Source organism: Jeotgalibaca sp. A127, assembly GCF_052266745.1.
Lineage (GTDB): Bacteria > Bacillota > Bacilli > Lactobacillales > Aerococcaceae > Jeotgalibaca.
Genome location: NZ_JBQPRC010000001.1, coordinates 26,105 through 44,806, shown reverse-complemented (window position 1 = coordinate 44,806; position 18,702 = coordinate 26,105). Strand labels below are relative to the sequence as shown.

Genomic DNA, 18,702 nt, shown 5'->3' with positions numbered 1-18,702 from the left:
AGACAAAAAAACGGAGGTTTTTCAAATGAAAAAGAATGCGATTATTTTAGCAACGGTAGCGTTATTGGCAACAGGTGGAACAACGGCTTTGGCAGCTAACGCAAAAGCGGGACAAAGCACACCGGCATATACGCAACAAGCGGAACGAGGAGCATGGATGAACGGCGGTCACCATGGTATGATGGGCTTGAGTCAACAAAATCGTGAAGCTGTTCAAGCAATGACAGTGGAAGAACGTCTTGATTATATGCAAGACAGAATGCGCGAACGTCTCCAAGAAAATAGTGACATGACTGAAGAAGAACGCGAAGCCTTCATTCAAGAGCGGATACAAGAAAGAGAACAAGCCCTTGAAGATGGCAATTACATGGGACCGAGAGACGGATTTGGAATGGGATATGGCAATCAACACTGCCTAGGCAACTAAATTACAAGGTTGGGGTAAGAGCATGCGAAGTGAACAGGAAGCAATCAGAGCAATTGAATTGTATGGCGATACAGTCACCAGGATCTGTATGGTTTATTTGAAGAACCGTGCGGACACGGAAGATATCTTCCAGATTGTATTCTTGAAGTATGCAACCAATTCCCCTTCATTCACTTCGGATGACCATGAAAAAGCATGGATAATCCGTGTTACGATCAATGCCTGCAAGGATTTTCTCAAGAGTTTTTTCCAGAGCAAAGTGATCACTACGGATCAAATAAATGAGCAATTGGCGCGTGTTGCGCCTGAAGATCATGATTTGATCCGTTCGGTTCTGGCACTCCCCAAAAACTACCGGGAAGTCATTTATCTGTTTTATTACGAAAACTATTCTGCTGTCGAAATCGCCGAGCTGCTGGGTAAAAATGTCAATACGATATATACCCGTTTAGCCAGGGCGAAGGAAAAGTTGAAAGCGGCGTTAGGAGATGAATGGGAATGAGCCGAAAAATAAAAAAAGCCTTTGATGGTGTCGTAGCGGATGAACAACTGAAACTACAAACGATACAGATGGTTTCAAAGCGTATCAAAAACCAGAAAAGAAGTCCGCAAGGTTATTGGCGTCAGTTCAAGGTGCAAGCGGTTATGGGACTGGTTGTTCTGTTCACAATCTCCGGCTTCTTCGCTTATCAAACGCCCGTATCAGCAGTTTCCATCGACAGCGACTATTCGGTTGAATTGCGTGTGAATTGGTTCAATCGGGTCGTTGAAATTGTTGGGTTCGATCCTCAAGGAGAAAATCTGGCAAATGAATTGACCGTTACCCACATGAATTATGAAGATGCTATGGCTGAAATAATGAATGCTTTCGGAATGGAGACTGAAGAAGTCTATGTGACAGTAGCGAGTAGGCAAGCGTCCCGAGCATCTGAGATGATGGCAAACATCGAATCCCATAAAGGGATGATGCGGCAGCACATGACGATGTACCAGTCAACGGAGGGATTAATGAAACAAGCCAGAGAAAAAGGTGTGTCGATCGGTCGGATGCGTGCGATGATGGAATTACGCGATTTAGAAGAGGAAGGAACGCTAGAAAGTGCGGAAGAACTTCCTATGGATGAATTGATTGAAACCATCGAATCACATCACAACGAAATGCAGAAACACATGAAAGAAAATAACTCTCCCAACGGTTCCATGAAAAACAAGATGATGCAAAGAAATAACAGTGAGAACTAACAGAATCGAGTAAGTAGGAGGCTGGGACAAAACTCCCAGCCCCCTCTCCTACGTTTAGTCAAGTGATATCTGCCTAATAATTATCTATCCGTATGAATTTCTTAAACTCTCCCTTGGAGAGTAGGTTTGGGGCTACGCTTGATACGAAGATAGGCATGCCAAATAAACATCCCTTTTTCTATTTTTTTGCGGGGTGTTGTGTTATATTAAAACTGTTGATGGGCCCTTAGAGGCCGTGTACGCATAGTCGTACTTAGTATGGTTCCTGACCATGGAATGCATACATTTTAGTAGTTTGTTCATGCAGGCTACGACTGCAACTTTATCCTTTTTGGGGATGGGTTGCTTTTTTAATTTGTAGTAATAATCTACGATATGGTTCGGGGCAGCTTTCTGTTGGCGAACCATGTTTCGTACGCAAAAAAACAATATTTTCCTTCCTTTCGGATTGCCGCGTTTATTGATGTGGTCCTTGCCAATATAGTTTCCGGATTGGTACCTACGGATATCAATGCCCACAAAAGCGTTCAGTTGGTTGGACGTTTCGAATCGTCGAATGTCCCCCAGTTCCCCGATCAATAAGGCCGAGGACAGCTCACCGATTCCTGGGATTGTGATGTATAAATCGTGTTCCGGTAGTTTCCTCGCCATTGCTATCATCTGGCTTTTGAGCGCCTCCTTTTGGAGGAGCAGGTCTTGGAGCCTTTCCGCATAATAGCTCGTCTTTTGACAGTGAACACTGTTTTCAGCAACGGCTGGATAAGTCTCCAGTGCCAGAGCGGTTAACTCTTCCGCCTTCTTGCGGGCCCGGTTTTCGGAGATGTTCTTCCTGGTTGATTTGATGAGCAAGTTTTTGATTTTAGTCGGTGTGGACCGTAAGACCAGGTCGGGGTGCGGGAACAGACTGATTACGGTGAGGGCGTAGAGGTTGATTTGATTCGAAAAGAACTGTTCCAACTCCGGAAATACCAGCTGGAGACAGTTGTGCAAATGCATGCGCGTGCGTTTGATTTCTTCCTCCACCTCTTGGTAGAAGCGGGATAAATCGCGCAGGTCTTGATAGATATCTTCCTGTACCACCTTCGGTGTCCGTCTTTTCCCGGCATGGGTTTGCGCCAGCTTGTGGGCATCCTGTTTGTCGGTCTTCCAACTTCTCAGCGTATCTTCTTCCAGTTGTTTTTTTGCCTGAAGCGGGTTCAGCAGGGTGTAGGACAAGCCGTTTTTTGGCAGAAGGCTTCCACCGGCCGGGAATAGACGCCCGTGGCCTCGAAAACTACTTCCGGAGCTTGCGGCAGGTTCTGTATCTCATTCAACAGACCAGCAAAACCAGTTCTCGTGTGTGTAACGTTGCCCTCCCACAGGCACGTAGTGCCTTCATAGATGACGGCATAGCTTTTCTTCATGGAAACGTCTAGCGCGACTACAAACATCACTTTCTCCTCACTTTCTCGTTTGGTTTGAAAGACCCTCACTGATTCATTCCGATTCCCATTTCCTTTACACGGACTCGAAGTCCAACATACTTAAACCTGATTCTGAAATGACAGTGAAGGAGCTCTGTTTATGTATCGGACTCTGGGTCCTAGGGCTACGGTCGAGCTTCCTTTCACCACTACTATATTCCAAAAAAAGAAAATAGTAGGTAGAATCCCCCGTCGGGGTTTCTACCTACTAATCTTAGTATGTTTATTTAACCGAATATTTGCTTCGTAAACGTGCTCAAAAAGGCAGCCCCGGCGCCACTTCACGAATAATGCTCAGATGGTCTGCGACCATCTTCCGCCTATTCGCTCCAGTAATCCGGGGCTAAACGCCTTTTTTCACACTCTCTTTATTTTTATGACCAAATTTAAATAGCATTAAACTTTCTAAAATTGGAGTAATATGGTAGTATACTTAATTGCAATAAGTAAGCTACTAATAAATCTACTATATAAAGATGTTTGCATTTTTACAGGAAAGGATTTTGAAATGAAAGAGAATTTTTGGCAAGAGTTGCCACGTCCGTTTTTCGTGTTAGCACCTATGGAAGATGTGACAGATGTTGTTTTCCGTCATGTTGTCAGTGAAGCAGCGAGTCCGGATGTATTTTTTACTGAATTTACCAATAGTGAAAGTTTCTGTCATCCCAACGGAAAAGAGAGTGTCCGTGGTCGTTTGACATTCACGCCCGACGAGCAACCAATTGTGGCTCATATTTGGGGAGACAAACCTGAATACTTCCGTGAAATGAGTATCGGAATGGCAGAAATGGGCTACCGTGGAGTGGACCTTAACATGGGTTGCCCGGCACCCAACGTATTTAAACATGGTCGTGGTGCAGGATTGATACGTCGTCCTGATGTGGCGGCTGAATTGATTGAAGCTGCTAAAGCAGGCGGCCTTCCTGTCAGTGTTAAAACGCGTTTAGGCCATGCGGATGTAGATGAATGGAAGACTTGGTTGAAGCATTTGTTGGAGCAGGATATTGCAAATCTTTCCATCCATTTGCGTACGAAGGTTGAAATGAGTAAAGTGGATGCACACTGGGAATTAATCCCAGAAATCAAGAAAATGCGCGATGAAATTGCGCCCCAAACTTTATTGACTATCAATGGCGATATTCCTGACTACCAAACTGGGAAAGAGCTTGCTGATAAATACGGCGTTGATGGTGTGATGATCGGTCGTGGTATCTTCCACAATCCTTATGCATTTGAGAAAGTTCCCCAAGAGCGCAGTCCTCAAGAATTATTGAATTTATTCCGTAAACATTTGGATTTGTTTGATAAATATGCTGAAAAGGAACCGCGCGTGTTCAAACCGCTACAACGTTTCTTTAAGATTTATGTGCGTGAATTTAAAGGGGCTGGCGACCTCAGGGCGCGCCTATTTGAAACCAAATCAACTGCCGAAGTACGGACAGTGTTGGACGAGTTTGAAAAGAACCACCTATAATAGTAAAAAAGGCTAACTCATGCTTATGAGCTAGCCTTTTTTGTATGCTTTTGAACTATGGTGGTAAAAATATCCAAAAATAACTTTTCATTTTCGCTCAGCATTTTTGAAGCCGGATAGGCGATGAAATATTCTAAAGAAATAAGTGTCGTTGTTATAGGGTAAAGATTATAAGCAGTGGAATTTGTGGCATGCACCAAACCTTCGGGAACGAATGCGACTCCTAAATCCTGTTTCGCAAGTTCAGCGACGGTATAGACGTTAGAAGTTTCGAATGCGATTCGTGGCGTGATTTTGTAGCGGTTCAAGAGACGATCGATTTGACGCCTGATTGCCGAACCGTTTGTTGTGAGCACCAGCTCTTGGCATAACAATTCTTCAACAGAAATGGAATTCTCCGTCAAATACTGGACACCTTCGCAGTAAAATTCGGAAGAGGGTGGGATAATGGCATAATAATTTTGAAACCCACAATCTATCGTTATGAGTGAAGGTGATACCGCTTCGGGGTTTTGTCCAATATAAAAATCTACCTCTTCTTTGATTGTTAGCAATTCATTGTTTTTAGGTACATCTTCAAGAATGGTCACGGAAATGTGAGGGAATTTGTTCTTGAAGACTGGCAATACAAGAGGGAGTAAATAAGTAGCCAAGCTGGGAAGGATGGCAATTCGAATGGTTGGTTTCCCTGTCATCGAATATTTTGCGAGTTGGCGTTTCAAATCCTCACTGCTTTCTTCAATAGACTCTAGATATCGGTAATAAACTTTTCCCGCTTCAGTCAGCTGCAGTTGTGGGCTCTTACGGTTGACGATTTCTATTCCCAAATCATTTTCCGTTCGTTTAATGGTTTGAGTTAAATATGGTTGGGAAATATAAAGGTCTTTGGCTGCCTTAGTAAAGCTGCCATGCTTCAAAAGTGCATCCAGGTATTGTAAAAGGATAGGTGATTGTATATGCGACATTTCATTGCTCCTTTATTTATCTTTGTGATAATTATAACAAATATGTTATCGAGTTATAAAAAATAAATATTTCACAATAAAAGAAATTTAAATTACAATTAAATCATTAAATGTTTAATAATGGGCTGTTTTGATATGCTCAAAACATCACTAATAAAAAAGAGGGGAATGGAATTTAATGAAATTGATTGGAATAGTCGGTTCGAATGCAGACCACTCCACTAACCGGACGCTGTTGCGATTCATTCAAAAGCATTTTTCAGATAAAGCTGAGGTCGAAGTCTTTGAAATTAAAGGACTGCCAGCGTTTAATGAACCAAAAGACAAAAAAGCTCCCTTAGGAATCCAAGAACTTGCTGATAAAATTGAAGCAGCTGACGGGGTTATCATCAGTACACCTGAATATGATCATTCTATCCCGGCCGCTCTGAAAAGTGTTTTGGAATGGTTGTCCTATAGCGTTCAGCCGTTGGTCGATAAACCTGTCATGATTACCGGTGCTTCTTATGGTTCTTTAGGATCATCACGGGCTCAAGGACACTTACGCCAAATATTGAACTCACCTGAGTTAAAAGCCCGTATCATGCCGAGTGCAGAATTTTTGCTTGGCTATTCGCTCCAAGCATTTGATGAAGAGGGCGATTTATTGGATCAGGAAAAAGTTGCTGAACTCGAAGATTGTTTTGCCGAGTTTCAGTTGTTTGTGGAGATGACTAATCTTTTGTTGAAAGAACGTCAAAAAAGGACCACAGCCAAACCGGCATTTTCGTGGAAAGAGATTATCGCGTCAGAAGCGGAGGGAAATGAATAATGAAGTTTGTAGGAATAGTTGGAACGAATGCGGATTTTTCATATAATCGTCTGCTGTTGAAATTTATGGAGAAACATTTTGCGGAAACGGCAGAGATTGAAGTATTGGAAATCAAAGCAATCCCGATGTTTGACGAATCGGATGATCAAACGGACAGCGAATCCGTCCAATATCTGAAAAATAAAATTGAAGAGTCGGATGGCGTGATTATTGCAACACCGGAACACAACCACTCGATCCCATCTGCGTTAAAGAGTATGCTGGAATGGTTATCATTTAAAGTCCATCCATTTGATGGTAAACCAGTTATGATTGTCGGTGCTTCCTATGATGTTCAAGGTTCGTCGCGGGCCCAGTTACATCTGCGTCAGGTGTTGGATGCGCCGGGTGTGAATGCGACCGTCATGCCGGGTAATGAATTTTTATTGGGACGTGCCCATGAAGCTTTCACCAAGGAAGGTGACCTGAAAGAAAAAGGCACAATCGATTTTCTGGAAAGTTGCTTCAAGAAATTCATCCGTTTCACGGAAGTTGCCAATCTTTTGAATATCCCGGAACTTATTTCTTTCAATCCTGGTGAATATACCGTAACGGCCCCTGGCCATAATGGTAAGTTGCCGATGAGGGTAGTATTATCGGAAGATCGCATTGAGACTATTGAAATTGATTCCGCTGGAGAATCAGCTGGAATTGCTGATGTTGTCTTCACACGTATTCCCCAAGAAATCGTTGAAGGTCAAACCTTGAATGTTGATGCAATTTCAGGGGCAACGGTCACCAGCCAGGGGGTTATCGAAGGGGTAGCAGAAGCGGTAAAAATGGCGGGTGCTGACCCAGAAATATTGAAAAAACGTCCCAAAGCGGCGGATCAGCCGAAAGTAGAGGAAGAAGAATTAATAACAGATGTTTTAGTTATCGGTGGCGGAGGGGCTGGTTTGAGTGCTGCAGCCAGTGCTATCCAGGAAGGCAAAAAAGTCATCTTGTTGGAGAAATTTCCTTCGATCGGTGGAAATACCGTCCGGACAGGCGGACCTATGAATGCGGCAAATCCAGAATGGCAAAATAATTTCAAGGCCCTGCCAGGTGAGGATTCCACCCTGAAAAGCGTGTTGGAAATCGATGAAGCAGAAATAGATACCGAATACTTGGAAGATTTCAATACCTTGAAACAGCAAATTCGTGATTATCTAGCAGATTTCTCCGCTGGAAAACGCTATTTATTCGATTCGACGTTGTGGCATCGAATCCAAACTTATCTAGGTGGAAAACGGACTGATTTACTCGGTAACCGTATCTACGGTGATTATGATCTTGTCAAAACTTTGACTGAAAACGCTCCACATTCCATTAAATGGTTGGAGGAAATCGGTGTCGATTTCAACCGAAACAATGTTGAAATGCCAGTTGGGGCAATGTGGCGCCGTGGCCATAAACCAAAAGAAAATCAAGGATATGCTTTCGTTGCTGCATTACAAAAATTTGTGTTGGATAACGGTGGTGTAATTATTACCGATACACCAGCCAAGGAAATGCTAGTCGAGAATGGGAATGTTGTCGGTGTCATTGCCCGTGGACCACGCAACAAGAAAGTTGTCATTCATGCTGGAGCAGTTGTTTTGGCGACTGGTGGATTCGGAGCGAATACCAAGATGCTGAAACAATACAATACGTTCTGGACTGAAATTGATGATGACATCAAGACGTCGAACTCTCCTGCCATTACCGGAGATGGAATCAAGCTTGGTGAGAGTGTGGGGGCAGATTTAGTCGGAATGGGATTCTCGCAAATGATGCCTGTATCTGATCCGGATAATGGTGGGCTTTTTACTGGATTACAAGTTCCCCCAGCTAATTTCGTAATGGTCAATAAAGAGGGCAGACGTTTCGTAAATGAATACGAAAGTCGTGATAAATTGACTCAAGCAGCAATCGATCAAGGCGGTCTATTCTATCTGATTGCAGATGACGAAATAAAAAAGACAGCTTACAACACAAATCAAGAGAAAATTGATAAAGAAGTTGCCGAAGGAACCCTTTATCGGGCTGATACGCTTGAAGAACTTGCTAAACAGTTAGGTATGGACCCTGCAACGTTAGTAGAAACTGTGTCTACATACAATTTATATGTTGATAATGGAAAAGACCCTGATTTCGGCAAGAATGTGTTTGATTTAAAAGTCACAGTTGCACCGTTCTATGCAACACCACGCAAGCCGGCTGTTCACCATACTATGGGTGGATTACGTATCGATTCTGCGACACGCGTTTTGACGAAAGAAGGAAAAATCATCCCAGGACTTTACGCTGCTGGAGAAGTTGCTGGTGGCATCCATGCAGGAAACCGTCTAGGTGGAAACGCACTGACTGATATCTTCACGTATGGACGTATTGCCGGAACAAATGCAGCTCACCAACAATAATTAAACAAAACAAGGGAGTGGCTCGGGGCTGCCTTTTGTCGCACGTTTAGAATACAGATATTCGTATACAGGAAGGAGGGTGAGACTTTTGTCTCACCCTCTTTAACATTTAAGTCTCATGCGTGCTCATCGGATTTTTACCGAGAATCAATTTATTAATGAGATAAATTTGTTAACCAACTGAACGATTTGCTTCTCGCGTCTGGGGTTCGACCAATTGATGATGCCTGTTGCTTCAACAGTGGCTCCTTTTGCTTCGATGATATTATTGAACTGCTTGATCGCACGGTTACCACCCATGGATGAAAATGGAAAACCTTCCGTGACGTAACAAAATACTTTTTCCTTCGATAGTTGGGAGGCACGCGCCAAGTAAGCTTTCATCACGGGCGAAAGCGAAAAAGCGCGGACAGGAGCAGCCAAAATCAAGTAGTCATAGCCCGTTAAATCCGGTTGATTTTCTAAGACTATTTTTGACGGCTCCATTTCTTCGTCATTAGTTGCTACCACTTTTTCAATTTTACAAACATGGCCTAATGCTAACAGATTCTCCGATAACCTTTGGGCGACAGATAGCGTATTTCCGGTTTTTGAATGAATGATAATCCCGATTTTCATCCGCTCCATCTTCTTTCTATCACGTTATTTTCACCCAAAGTATATCATATCATCGTTGGCCTATCTAATTATTGCAAAATATTCGATAGATTAGCCAAAACTGAGATTGACAAATGAACCGAGTCAGTGTAAAATTAACCTATAAATTAAATTTAATTCGCTCTCTTTTGGAGGGCCCATTAAATCTGAGCAGGCGGTGAACTCCTAGAGGTTCATGCAGCCGGTCCACCGTATGCGTGGTAGCAGAGTCGTGCAAAAAGGCACACCTGTGGGACAGTAACTACTGTTCTATAGGTGTGCCTTTTTTTGTACATAATTTTTAAGAATGGGAGGTTAATCATGAATATGTAGCAGAAGGAGAAAACTAAATTAACCAAACGATAAAGTTGAATAATGAATAGAAAAGAGGAAAAGATATGCTTAATTATCTGGTTAAAGAAAAACAGGGACAATTTTTGGTACTCGGAATAATATTTACGATAATAGGGTTTGTCACAGGTGGTATTTACAGTAGGATTGCATTCTATGTGGCAATTTTCTTCCTGGGATATTTTGCAACTAAAAATGCAGTTGTTGATACAGTTCAGTCAAAATCACCCAACGTCGATTTGTTGATGGTTTTAGCTGCTTTAGGGGCAGTAGTCATTAATTATGAATCGGAAGGGGCAATGTTGCTGTTGATTTTTGCAGGAGCGGAATTTTTGGAAAATTTTGCAACAAACAAGTCAACGAACGCTATTAAAGAATTGATGTCACAAGTTCCTTCGGTTGCACAAGTCCTAAAATCGACAGGTGAAGTAGTGGAAGTTGCTACGGATGATTTAATCGTAGGCGATATAGTTGTTGTATCCAAAGGTGCTCAGATTCCGATTGATGGTATCATCGATCGGAAAACACAAATCAACGAAGCGTCACTGACTGGTGAATCACTCCCTGCTGAAAAACAAAAGGGTGACGAAGTGTTCGCTGGAACATTGAATGAAGGAAATGCTTTCCATCTAACCGTAAACAAGACCAGTGATCAAACGATGTTTTCAAACATCATTCGCATGGTGGAGGAAGCGCAAAGTCGTCCTTCTCGTATCGCCAAATTCATCGATCGTTTTGAGAAAAACTATGTCATTGGCGTCTTAATTGTGGTTCCTTTATTCATTGCCGCTTTATATTATCTGAATGGCTTCACCTTTGAGGACGCCTTTTACCGTGGTATGGTTTTATTAACCGTAGCGAGTCCGTGTGCATTGGTCGCGGCAGCGACACCTGCTACTTTGAGTGCAATTAGTAATGGCGCAAAAAATGGTGTGTTGGTAAAAGGTGGCGCAGCGATGGAAGCATTGGCAACGATGGACCAGTTATACAGTGATAAGACGGGAACACTCACTTTTGGTGATTTCCAGGTGGTAGATTATCAGGCTCCGGAACCAGTTATCAAAGAAGTTGTTTTTATGGAACAACAATCATCTCATCCGATTGCCAATGCCATTGTCAATAAATTTTCCGATTTAAGTTTAGATAGTGTCAACCACGGGCTCCCAGTAGAAGAAATTGCGGGTTCAGGGTTGAAAAAAGGAGCCTTCAAGGTAGGTAAGCCCTCTGCATTCCAAAATATGGCGGATCCATATGGTTATCGTAACAAAGTGGCGGTTGACCATACCACCGTACTTGTTTCTGAAAATGATACTATCGTAGGGTATTTCGCTTTAAGTGACCAAGTGCGTCATGAGGCAGTGGAAGCCGTTCACGGTTTCCAAGAAGAAGGCGTTAGTATTGTTCTTTTGACCGGGGATAATGAAGCTGTGGCGAAAAAAGTGGCTAAAGAAGTAAATATTAAAGAGTATCAGTCTGGATGTTTGCCTGAAGACAAAATTGATTACATAATCAAGGCACAAGAAAAAGATCAAGTCGTCGGTATGATTGGAGATGGGATAAACGATGCTCCTGCGCTAGCGAACGCTGATATCGGTATCGCAATGGGTAGTGGTACTTCCGTGGCAATGGAATCCGCTGATGTTGTGATCGTTAAAAATGATTTATCTAAACTTCTCTATAGTTATAAACTAAGCAAACGTCTGAATAAAATTATCAAGCAAAATGTTGCTTTTGCGGTAGGTGTAATTCTCTTGTTAATTACCTTGAACTTAGTGGGATTATTGGATTTACCGATGGGGGTTGTTTTTCATGAGGGTTCAACGATTTTGGTAATCCTTAATGGCCTGCGACTACTGAGTGCAAAGGAAAACAGAGAAAAACCGAGAAAACAACAGGAACAAACAGTTCAATCCCAATAAAACAGGTGGGTCAAAAGCGTATAAAATTCGCTTTTGACTCATTTTTTTGGCTCATTTTTTCTTTCGTGGATGTCACATAATATAACAAAGGATGTCATGGTAAGATTGACTTAGAGCGTTTTAAAAGGTAAGATGTTATAGCAATATTACTTATCTAATTTCAATTTAACAAATAAAAAGCAAAGGAGATGGAATATGATTGCATTTATGGGATATAGTTTAATTATTGTCTTTATGGCATTAATTATGACAAAGAAAACAACACCTTTCGTTGGTCTGGCTTTCTTGCCGATTATATGGGCGGTAATTGGACAGTTAATAGGGATTTGGGATTTTAATATCGGTGAGGCAGCTTTTGATGGCTTAATGACAACTGCAAAGACAGGGATTATGTTGTTCTTCGCTATTTATATGTTCTCGCTCATGATTGATGCAGGGTTGTTTGATCCACTTTCCAATTTTATGTTACGTTTTGCTAAGGGTGATCCTTTGAAGGTCATGCTGGCGACTGTTGCATTGTCAGCGGGAGTATCATTGAATGGTGACGGAACGACAACGATGATTATTGTTTGTACGGCTTTTGTTCCGATCTACAAGCATTTAAATATGAAATTGCTGGATCTGGCAGTGTTGACAATGACTTCTCATTCAATTATCAACTTACTTCCTTGGGGAGGTCCCACTGCACGTGCGATTGCCGTGATGGGTGTTAATGAATCGGATGTTATGCGTGGTTTGGTACCGATGATGATTGCTGCCTTGGTTTATATGTTTGTCGTTGCCTTTTTTATGGGGCGTGGTGAAAGAAAGCGTCTGGGAGTCGTTGATTTATCACATTCAGAATTGAATAAGATGACGGAAATTACGGATCCAGAAGTTTTGGAAATTCGCAGACCGAAAAACGTCTGGATTAATGCTATTATCGCATTTGGCGCGGTTGGATTGCTGATTTGGGGAATCATCCCATCGGCAATTGTTTTCTTGATTGGGACAGTTATTACGTTAATGGTCAACTATCCAAATGTTGCAGACCAAAAGAAACGGATTGATGGAAATGCTGCTGAAGCGAACTCTGTTGTTATGACGGTGTTTGCGGCGGGCGTATTCATGGGTATTTTACAGGCTTCTGGTATGAGTGATGCTATCGCGCTTAGTTTGGTTGGAATAATTCCGGAAAGTTGGAGTAATTTCTATGGACTGATTGTGGCATTTATCTCGGTTCCAGGGACATATTTCTTGAATAATGATGCGTTTTATTATGGCGTGATGCCAGTATTGGCTGAAGCGGGCGCACGATATGCCTTTACACCATTGCAACTTACTTTCGCTTCTTTGATGGGACAAGCGTTCCATTTGCTAAGTCCGTTAGTGCCATTTGTCTATGTGTTATTAGGGATGACGAATGTGGATATGGGTCCTTGGCAAAAGAAAGCAGGACTGGTATCCATCGGCATCTTTATCACCTATGTAATCGTTGGGGCTTTAATAGGGGCTATGCCAATCTACAACTAATAAGATAAAATGCTAAAGGAGACAGATGATGAAAATTACAATGATTCCTGGCGATGGGATTGGTCGTGAGATATCGAAATCCATGATGAGTGTTGTTAACGCGAGTGGTGCAGATGTTGAATGGGAAGTTCTGCATGCAGGTGAACAGATATTTAACGAAACAGGTACATTGATACCAGAGGCTGTTTTTAAAAGCATCGAAGCAAATAAAATTGCGATTAAAGGTCCTATAACAACACCTATCGGCAAAGGCTTTCGTAGTGCAAACGTCGCATTGCGCCGTAAGTATGATTTGTTTGCCAACATTCGTCCGATTAAATCTTTAGGGAAGGTTCCCTCTTTATTTAAAGATCTGGATATGATTTTATTCCGTGAAAATACAGAAGATTTGTATGCGGGTATTGAAGAAAAAATTTCTGATGATGAGATGCATAGTATTAAAGTCATCACGCGCGGTGCTTCCGAACGAATCGTGAAACGGGCATTTGATTATGCAGATGCTCAAAAAAGAGATTTCGTAACGGTTGTTACCAAAGCGAACATCATGAAATTGACTGATGGTTTATTTTTGGATGTGGCCCGTGAGGTTGCCAAAGATTACCCACACATTGAACTTAAAGAAATCTTGGTCGATAACATGGCGATGCAATTAGTGATTAATCCTTCGCAATTTGGTGTAGTGGTAACCCAAAATCTATACGGGGATATCTTATCTGACTTGATGGCAGGTTTGGTGGGCGGTTTAGGGACGATTCCAGGCGCAAATATCGGTAAGGATATTGCCATTTTTGAAGCGGTCCACGGATCGGCTCCTGATATTGCCGGGGAAAATATTGCGAACCCAACAGCCTTGATACTGAGTGCGTGCCTCATGTTGGAGCACATCGGTCAAGATGAACCAGCGCGTAGAATTCGAAACGCAATCGAAAAAGTTTTGTCGGACCCGCAAAACTTCACCCGTGATTTAGGTGGCGAGCAATCTACAACATCTTACACCGAAAAAATAATTGCAGCTTTATAAAATATGAAAGACCCAGTTGGCACGGATAATTCCATGCTGACTGGGTCTTTTTTTCATTTATGTTGCAAGTCTGCACAACGACTCATGTTAATGCCATTGATCAAAACAAACTGGGTCTGCTTTGTTGGAAGGTGTCACGATAATATTCCTCAATGAGGACGGCCGTTTCTTCGATGGAACGATTTTCCACATTAATAGTCATGATATCCAACTGATTAAACAAATCTCCCGCATAAGCTAATTCTTTTTCAATCCGTAATTGATCGGAGTACTGGCTGGTATTTTTCAACCCTAACGATGCTAAACGCGCTTGTCGAATTTTGGCTAGTGTTTCCGCTGAGGTCGTCAAGCCAATAATTTTTCTTGACGGTATTTTAAACAGTTCTTCCGGTATTTGTGCCTCAGGGATAATCGGAAGATTCGCGACTTTATAACCTTGATTCGCCAAATACAGACTCAAGGGCGTTTTGGATGTTCTTGAAACGCCTAAAATAACTAAATCAGCTTTCTGAAATCCTTTAGCATCTTTACCATCATCATACCGAACTGCGAATTCCATCGCTGAAACACGGTTAAAGTAATCGGTATTTAATTTGTGAAGGGCGCCAGGTTCCTGGTTGGAACTTTCCTCATATTCTTCTTCGATGATCGAAGTGAGATTCGTCATAAGATCTACATGCCTCAAATTTTCTGCTTGCGAAAAGGCATCGACAAAGGCAATCATCTTTTTGTTAACCAGTGTTGAGACAATGATTGCTTTTTCTTTTTTTGCGTCTTGCAAGATATCCTCAATTTGTCCTGAGTCGGTTATAAAAGGGAATCTTTTTATTTCGGAAGATGCGAGTGATGGGAATTGAGCAAGTACTGCCGCAGTGATTTTTAATCCTGTACCACCAACAGAGTCGGAAATGATATAAATAGGGTTGATTGCTTTCTTTAAGGGTTTTGTCATGGTCCGTCATCCTTTAACTGTTATTTGAATCATTCCCGGCTTGGATAAAATGATTCATCAGCCGTGTTTTCGTCAGCTTTCCTACTACTTTTAACGGATTCTCTTTCGTTACTACTGGAAGAGAGTCTACTTGGTGCTGCATCAATAAGTTTCCGGCTTCTAAAATCGTCCATTCCGGTGTCACGGTCACGATGTTTGGCATCCGGGTCATAATCATGGCAACAGGAGTATTTTCCGCGTTGCTATTTCCAATGACAAACCGTAAAAAATCTTTTCGGGAAATAACGCCTACTAATTCGTCCTGATCATTTTTTACGTACAAAGAACCCACATCATACATGAAAAGGTTTGTGACTGCATCATAAACGGATAAAGTTTGTTCAACAATGATCGGGGTGGTCATTACTTCCTTGACGGTCACTTCGAATAGTTGATCGTAAACAAGTGGTTTCACATCTTGTCCGGTATAAAAATAACCAACTTTAGTGCGTGCATCCAATATCCCCACCATTGTCAAAACTGCTAGGTCGCTTCTTAGTGTGGCACGACTTAATCCAAGATAACCTGCAATGCGGTCGCCACTGATGGGTTCATGCTCTTTGACGATTTCTATAATTTTATTCTGTCGTTCCGTAAAATCCATACTACCGACCTCTTTTTTCAAGATGTATCCATTATATAAAACATCATAATTTTAATCAATATCTAATTAAACACTTGACAACCTATTATGACACACTATATAATGCGAATAAGTTTTAATAAGACACACTAAAAAGGGTGAATATGATGATGTTAAACAGAACAGCGACAAAATTTGTTTATTCATTTGCAGAAGGTAAAAGAGAAATGGTTGATTTATTGGGAGGGAAAGGTTCTAATTTAGCAGAAATGACACGATTAGGGCTACCGGTACCGAGTGGATTTACGATTTCAACAGAAGCATGTCTTACTTATCTGGAACAAGGTTCATTACAGGAGGACATGATTTTTGAAATTGCACAACAACTTGAAGCTCTTGAAGAAATGAGTCAGAAGAAATTTTCTGATCCGGTTAATCCGTTACTTGTCTCTGTTCGCAGTGGCGCTAAAATTTCAATGCCTGGTATGATGGATACGGTATTGAATTTAGGGATGAACGATTTAACTGTTGATACAATCGCCGCCAAAACTGATAATGAGGCTTTTGCCTATGATTGTTACCGTCGTTTTATTCAAATGTTTGGTGATGTTGTTAAAGGGATAGATAAAAATCTTTTCGAAGATGCATTAAGCTTATACAAAAATAAAAAAGACTATCAATCAGATGTACAAATGAACGCTGAAGATTGGATAGAACTAACAAATACATATAAAGAAATTTACGAAGAGCAGATGGGGGAAGCGTTCCCGCAAGATCCAAAAACACAGTTGCTGGCAGCGATAGAAGCGGTTTTCAAATCATGGGATAATTCGAGAGCGGTTACATATCGCCGCATGAATGCAATACCGGACGATTTAGGCACTGCTGTTACGGTTCAGGAGATGGTATTTGGGAATACCGGCATGGAAAGTGGTACGGGGGTTGCGTTTACTCGCAATCCGGCAACTGGAAAGCCAGGACTCTTTGGAGAATTTTTAATTAACGCTCAAGGTGAGGATGTTGTGGCCGGCATTCGTACACCGCAAGATATTTCCCAATTAGCAAACATTATGCCAGAGACGTATGAACAATTCTTAAATCTGGCAGAAATGCTGGAACGCCATTACCGCGATATGCAGGATATCGAATTCACCATTGAAGATGGCCAGTTGTTCATCCTGCAAACGCGCAGTGGTAAACGTACAGCCCGAGCCGCCATTGAAATAGCTATTTCCCAAGTGGAGGAAGGTGTTATTTCAAAAGCAGAAGCCTTGAAACGACTCACTCCTCAAATGATGGATCAATTATTGCATCCAACATTCGTGTCTTCGCAATTAAAGGAAAAGAAAGCAATCGTGCAAGGGTTACCTGCCAGTCCTGGTTCTGCCAGCGGGAAGGTTTACTTTACTGCCGAAGATGCCAAGCGTGCGAACGACGCTGGAGAAAGAACGATTCTTTTGCGCAAAGAAACTTCACCAGAAGATATTGAAGGAATGGCAGTCAGTGAAGCTGTTGTAACTTCTCATGGAGGGATGACCTCGCATGCTGCAGTAGTGGCACGTGGAATGGGTTCGTGCTGTGTAGTTGGGTGTGAACAACTACTTATCGATGAAAAACAAAAGACAGCTAGCGTGAGTAATACGGTCATTCAAGAAGGAACCGTCATTTCAGTTGATGGTGCAACAGGGAAAATATACCTGGGCGAAATTGAAAAAGAAAATCCAGTAGATGAATCCAGTTCGTTGGGTAAAATAATTTCTTGGTGTAAAGAAGTGGGTATTATTTCAGTCAAAGCCAATGCAGAAACCGCAAATGAAATTACAGCAGCTTTACAATTTGGTGCAGAAGGGATGGGACTGGTCAGGACAGAGCATATGTTCTTTGGCGAAGAGCGAATCGTTGAGATGCGTAAGATGATTTTGTCCCCGGGAGTCAATGAAAAACGTCTCGCACTTGAAAAACTAAAAGCTTATCAAAAAGAAGATTTTAAAACGATATTCCGTCTAGCCCAGGAAAAACACGCAACGATCCGTCTGTTGGATCCGCCTTTGCATGAATTTATTCCGAATGGAAAAGAAGTCGATAAAATGGCCGCTCTTCTTGGAATTTCCGTAGAAGAAATAAATCAAAGGATTGCCGCTTTGGAAGAAAATAATCCCATGTTGGGACACCGTGGCTGTCGCTTAGCGATTACCAATCCAGAAATTTATGAAATGCAAGTGGCAGCAATTATCGAAGCTGCTATTGAAGTGACAGAAGAATTGAATGGTTCGATTGTAATCGAGCCAGAAATCATGATTCCGTTAGTGTCAGTAGAAGCGGAAATCATTTTTCTGAAAGAAAAACTCTTGAAAGTCATTAATCAAGTGTTTGAAGAGAAGGAAATCGAAATTCCTTATCAAATCGGGACAATGCTGGAGACGCCACGTGCTTGTTTGACGGCTGGGAAAATAGGGAAGCATGTCGATTTCATAAGCTTTGGTACCAACGATTTAACGCAGTTGACTTATGGGTTTTCTCGTGATGATATTGGTAAGTTCGTAGGTGATTACGAACGCGAGCGCATTATTGAAAGTGATCCGTTCCAGCATTTGGATGAAGAAGGTGTAGGTGAATTACTTACTTATGCGATTGATCGTGCAAAGGCCGAGGCAAACGAAAATATTTCTATTGGTATCTGTGGAGAAGTTGGCGGTGATCCACAATCCATCGCCTTCTTGATTGATAAAGGGGTCCAGTATGTTTCTTGTTCGCCTTACCGCGTTCCGGCTGCTTGGTTGACTATTGCGAAATTAAGTCTGGAAAGCTGAATCTAAAATTCATATGAGATTACGGACATTTCTATTGTCCGGGATGAAAACTTCCATTACTCTTGAGGTATATGAGA

General features: G+C 41.9%; 14 protein-coding genes, 1 pseudogene and 1 riboswitch. Of the genes and pseudogenes, 10 read left to right on the top strand and 5 right to left on the bottom strand.

From position 1 onward, the window contains the following. The first annotated feature begins 25 nt into the window (after positions 1-25). From ACTVAI_RS00225 to ACTVAI_RS00215, 3 genes are read left to right on the top strand one after another with little or no spacing between them, the layout of a single operon-like run. Positions 26-427, top strand: a complete 402-nt coding sequence (locus ACTVAI_RS00225) for a hypothetical protein (RefSeq protein ID WP_443485612.1) — start codon at positions 26-28, stop codon at positions 425-427. A gap of 22 nt (positions 428-449) precedes the next feature. Then, positions 450-929, top strand: a complete 480-nt coding sequence (locus tag ACTVAI_RS00220; RefSeq protein WP_443485611.1) for a sigma-70 family RNA polymerase sigma factor — start codon at positions 450-452, stop codon at positions 927-929. Further along, positions 926-1,669 (top strand): anti-sigma-I factor RsgI family protein, encoded by a 744-nt coding sequence (locus ACTVAI_RS00215; RefSeq protein WP_443474085.1) that lies wholly within the window; start codon positions 926-928, stop codon positions 1,667-1,669. Before ACTVAI_RS00220 ends, ACTVAI_RS00215 begins: the two co-directional genes overlap by 4 nt. A 201-nt stretch (positions 1,670-1,870) precedes the next feature. Here ACTVAI_RS00215 and ACTVAI_RS00210 read toward each other — a convergent pair. Continuing rightward, positions 1,871-3,099 (bottom strand): annotated as a pseudogene (locus tag ACTVAI_RS00210) (IS110 family transposase). 541 nt (positions 3,100-3,640) lie between these two features. Between ACTVAI_RS00210 and ACTVAI_RS00205 the strand changes: the two are divergent. After that, positions 3,641-4,606, top strand: a complete 966-nt coding sequence (locus ACTVAI_RS00205) for a tRNA dihydrouridine synthase (protein ID WP_443485610.1) — start codon at positions 3,641-3,643, stop codon at positions 4,604-4,606. A gap of 23 nt (positions 4,607-4,629) precedes the next feature. On the opposite strand, the gene ACTVAI_RS00200 is transcribed toward ACTVAI_RS00205, so the two are convergent. After that, positions 4,630-5,571 carry a LysR family transcriptional regulator gene (locus tag ACTVAI_RS00200; RefSeq protein ID WP_443485609.1) on the bottom strand — a complete coding sequence of 314 codons (942 nt, stop codon included), beginning with the start codon at positions 5,569-5,571 and terminating at the stop codon, positions 4,630-4,632. 178 nt (positions 5,572-5,749) lie between these two features. Here ACTVAI_RS00200 and ACTVAI_RS00195 point away from each other — a divergent pair, with 178 nt between their 5' ends. Beyond that, on the top strand, positions 5,750-6,382 hold the full coding sequence (locus ACTVAI_RS00195) for an NADPH-dependent FMN reductase (protein WP_443485608.1): 633 nt from the start codon (positions 5,750-5,752) through the stop codon (positions 6,380-6,382). Beyond that, entirely contained in the window at positions 6,382-8,802 is a 2,421-nt protein-coding gene (locus ACTVAI_RS00190) for a flavocytochrome c (RefSeq protein WP_443485607.1), read from the top strand. The genes ACTVAI_RS00195 and ACTVAI_RS00190 overlap by 1 nt, the downstream gene beginning before the upstream one ends. 147 nt (positions 8,803-8,949) lie before the next feature. Here ACTVAI_RS00190 and ACTVAI_RS00185 read toward each other — a convergent pair whose 3' ends face one another. Further along, positions 8,950-9,420, bottom strand: a complete 471-nt coding sequence (locus ACTVAI_RS00185; protein WP_443485606.1) for a flavodoxin family protein — start codon at positions 9,418-9,420, stop codon at positions 8,950-8,952. 175 nt (positions 9,421-9,595) lie between these two features. Beyond that, positions 9,596-9,699: riboswitch (NiCo riboswitch) on the top strand. A gap of 137 nt (positions 9,700-9,836) precedes the next feature. On the opposite strand from ACTVAI_RS00185, the gene ACTVAI_RS00180 reads away from it, so the two are divergent. From ACTVAI_RS00180 to ACTVAI_RS00170, 3 genes are all read left to right on the top strand, one after another. Then, complete coding sequence (locus ACTVAI_RS00180; RefSeq protein ID WP_443485605.1) at positions 9,837-11,708, top strand: heavy metal translocating P-type ATPase; 1,872 nt, start codon at positions 9,837-9,839, stop codon at positions 11,706-11,708. Between the two features lie 195 nt (positions 11,709-11,903). After that, positions 11,904-13,220, top strand: a complete 1,317-nt coding sequence (locus ACTVAI_RS00175; protein WP_443485604.1) for a CitMHS family transporter — start codon at positions 11,904-11,906, stop codon at positions 13,218-13,220. A 28-nt stretch (positions 13,221-13,248) separates the two neighbouring features. Further along, entirely contained in the window at positions 13,249-14,241 is a 993-nt protein-coding gene (locus ACTVAI_RS00170; RefSeq protein ID WP_443474077.1) for an isocitrate/isopropylmalate dehydrogenase family protein, read from the top strand. 100 nt (positions 14,242-14,341) lie between these two features. On the opposite strand, the gene ACTVAI_RS00165 is transcribed toward ACTVAI_RS00170, so the two are convergent. Next, positions 14,342-15,193, bottom strand: coding sequence for a pyruvate, water dikinase regulatory protein (locus ACTVAI_RS00165; RefSeq protein ID WP_443474076.1), 852 nt, complete (start codon positions 15,191-15,193; stop codon positions 14,342-14,344). Between the two features lie 13 nt (positions 15,194-15,206). Next, positions 15,207-15,836 carry a helix-turn-helix transcriptional regulator gene (locus ACTVAI_RS00160; protein ID WP_443485603.1) on the bottom strand — a complete coding sequence of 210 codons (630 nt, stop codon included), beginning with the start codon at positions 15,834-15,836 and terminating at the stop codon, positions 15,207-15,209. A gap of 149 nt (positions 15,837-15,985) precedes the next feature. Here ACTVAI_RS00160 and ppdK point away from each other — a divergent pair, with 149 nt between their 5' ends. After that, positions 15,986-18,625 carry a pyruvate, phosphate dikinase gene (ppdK, locus tag ACTVAI_RS00155; RefSeq protein WP_443485602.1) on the top strand — a complete coding sequence of 880 codons (2,640 nt, stop codon included), beginning with the start codon at positions 15,986-15,988 and terminating at the stop codon, positions 18,623-18,625. Positions 18,626-18,702 lie beyond the last annotated feature (77 nt).

What these genes read in the sequence shown, in the direction of transcription:
- ACTVAI_RS00215 (WP_443474085.1), top strand. Translation starts at nt 926, where the DNA reads ATGAGCCGAAAAATAAAAAAAGCCTTTGATGGTGTCGTAGCGGATGAA.
- ppdK (WP_443485602.1), top strand. Translation starts at nt 15,986, where the DNA reads ATGTTAAACAGAACAGCGACAAAATTTGTTTATTCATTTGCAGAAGGT.
- ACTVAI_RS00225 (WP_443485612.1), top strand. Translation starts at nt 26, where the DNA reads ATGAAAAAGAATGCGATTATTTTAGCAACGGTAGCGTTATTGGCAACA.
- ACTVAI_RS00185 (WP_443485606.1), bottom strand. Translation starts at nt 9,420, where the DNA reads ATGAAAATCGGGATTATCATTCATTCAAAAACCGGAAATACGCTATCT.
- ACTVAI_RS00195 (WP_443485608.1), top strand. Translation starts at nt 5,750, where the DNA reads ATGAAATTGATTGGAATAGTCGGTTCGAATGCAGACCACTCCACTAAC.
- ACTVAI_RS00220 (WP_443485611.1), top strand. Translation starts at nt 450, where the DNA reads ATGCGAAGTGAACAGGAAGCAATCAGAGCAATTGAATTGTATGGCGAT.
- ACTVAI_RS00160 (WP_443485603.1), bottom strand. Translation starts at nt 15,836, where the DNA reads ATGGATTTTACGGAACGACAGAATAAAATTATAGAAATCGTCAAAGAG.
- ACTVAI_RS00175 (WP_443485604.1), top strand. Translation starts at nt 11,904, where the DNA reads ATGATTGCATTTATGGGATATAGTTTAATTATTGTCTTTATGGCATTA.
- ACTVAI_RS00205 (WP_443485610.1), top strand. Translation starts at nt 3,641, where the DNA reads ATGAAAGAGAATTTTTGGCAAGAGTTGCCACGTCCGTTTTTCGTGTTA.
- ACTVAI_RS00190 (WP_443485607.1), top strand. Translation starts at nt 6,382, where the DNA reads ATGAAGTTTGTAGGAATAGTTGGAACGAATGCGGATTTTTCATATAAT.
- ACTVAI_RS00200 (WP_443485609.1), bottom strand. Translation starts at nt 5,571, where the DNA reads ATGTCGCATATACAATCACCTATCCTTTTACAATACCTGGATGCACTT.
- ACTVAI_RS00165 (WP_443474076.1), bottom strand. Translation starts at nt 15,193, where the DNA reads ATGACAAAACCCTTAAAGAAAGCAATCAACCCTATTTATATCATTTCC.
- ACTVAI_RS00170 (WP_443474077.1), top strand. Translation starts at nt 13,249, where the DNA reads ATGAAAATTACAATGATTCCTGGCGATGGGATTGGTCGTGAGATATCG.
- ACTVAI_RS00180 (WP_443485605.1), top strand. Translation starts at nt 9,837, where the DNA reads ATGCTTAATTATCTGGTTAAAGAAAAACAGGGACAATTTTTGGTACTC.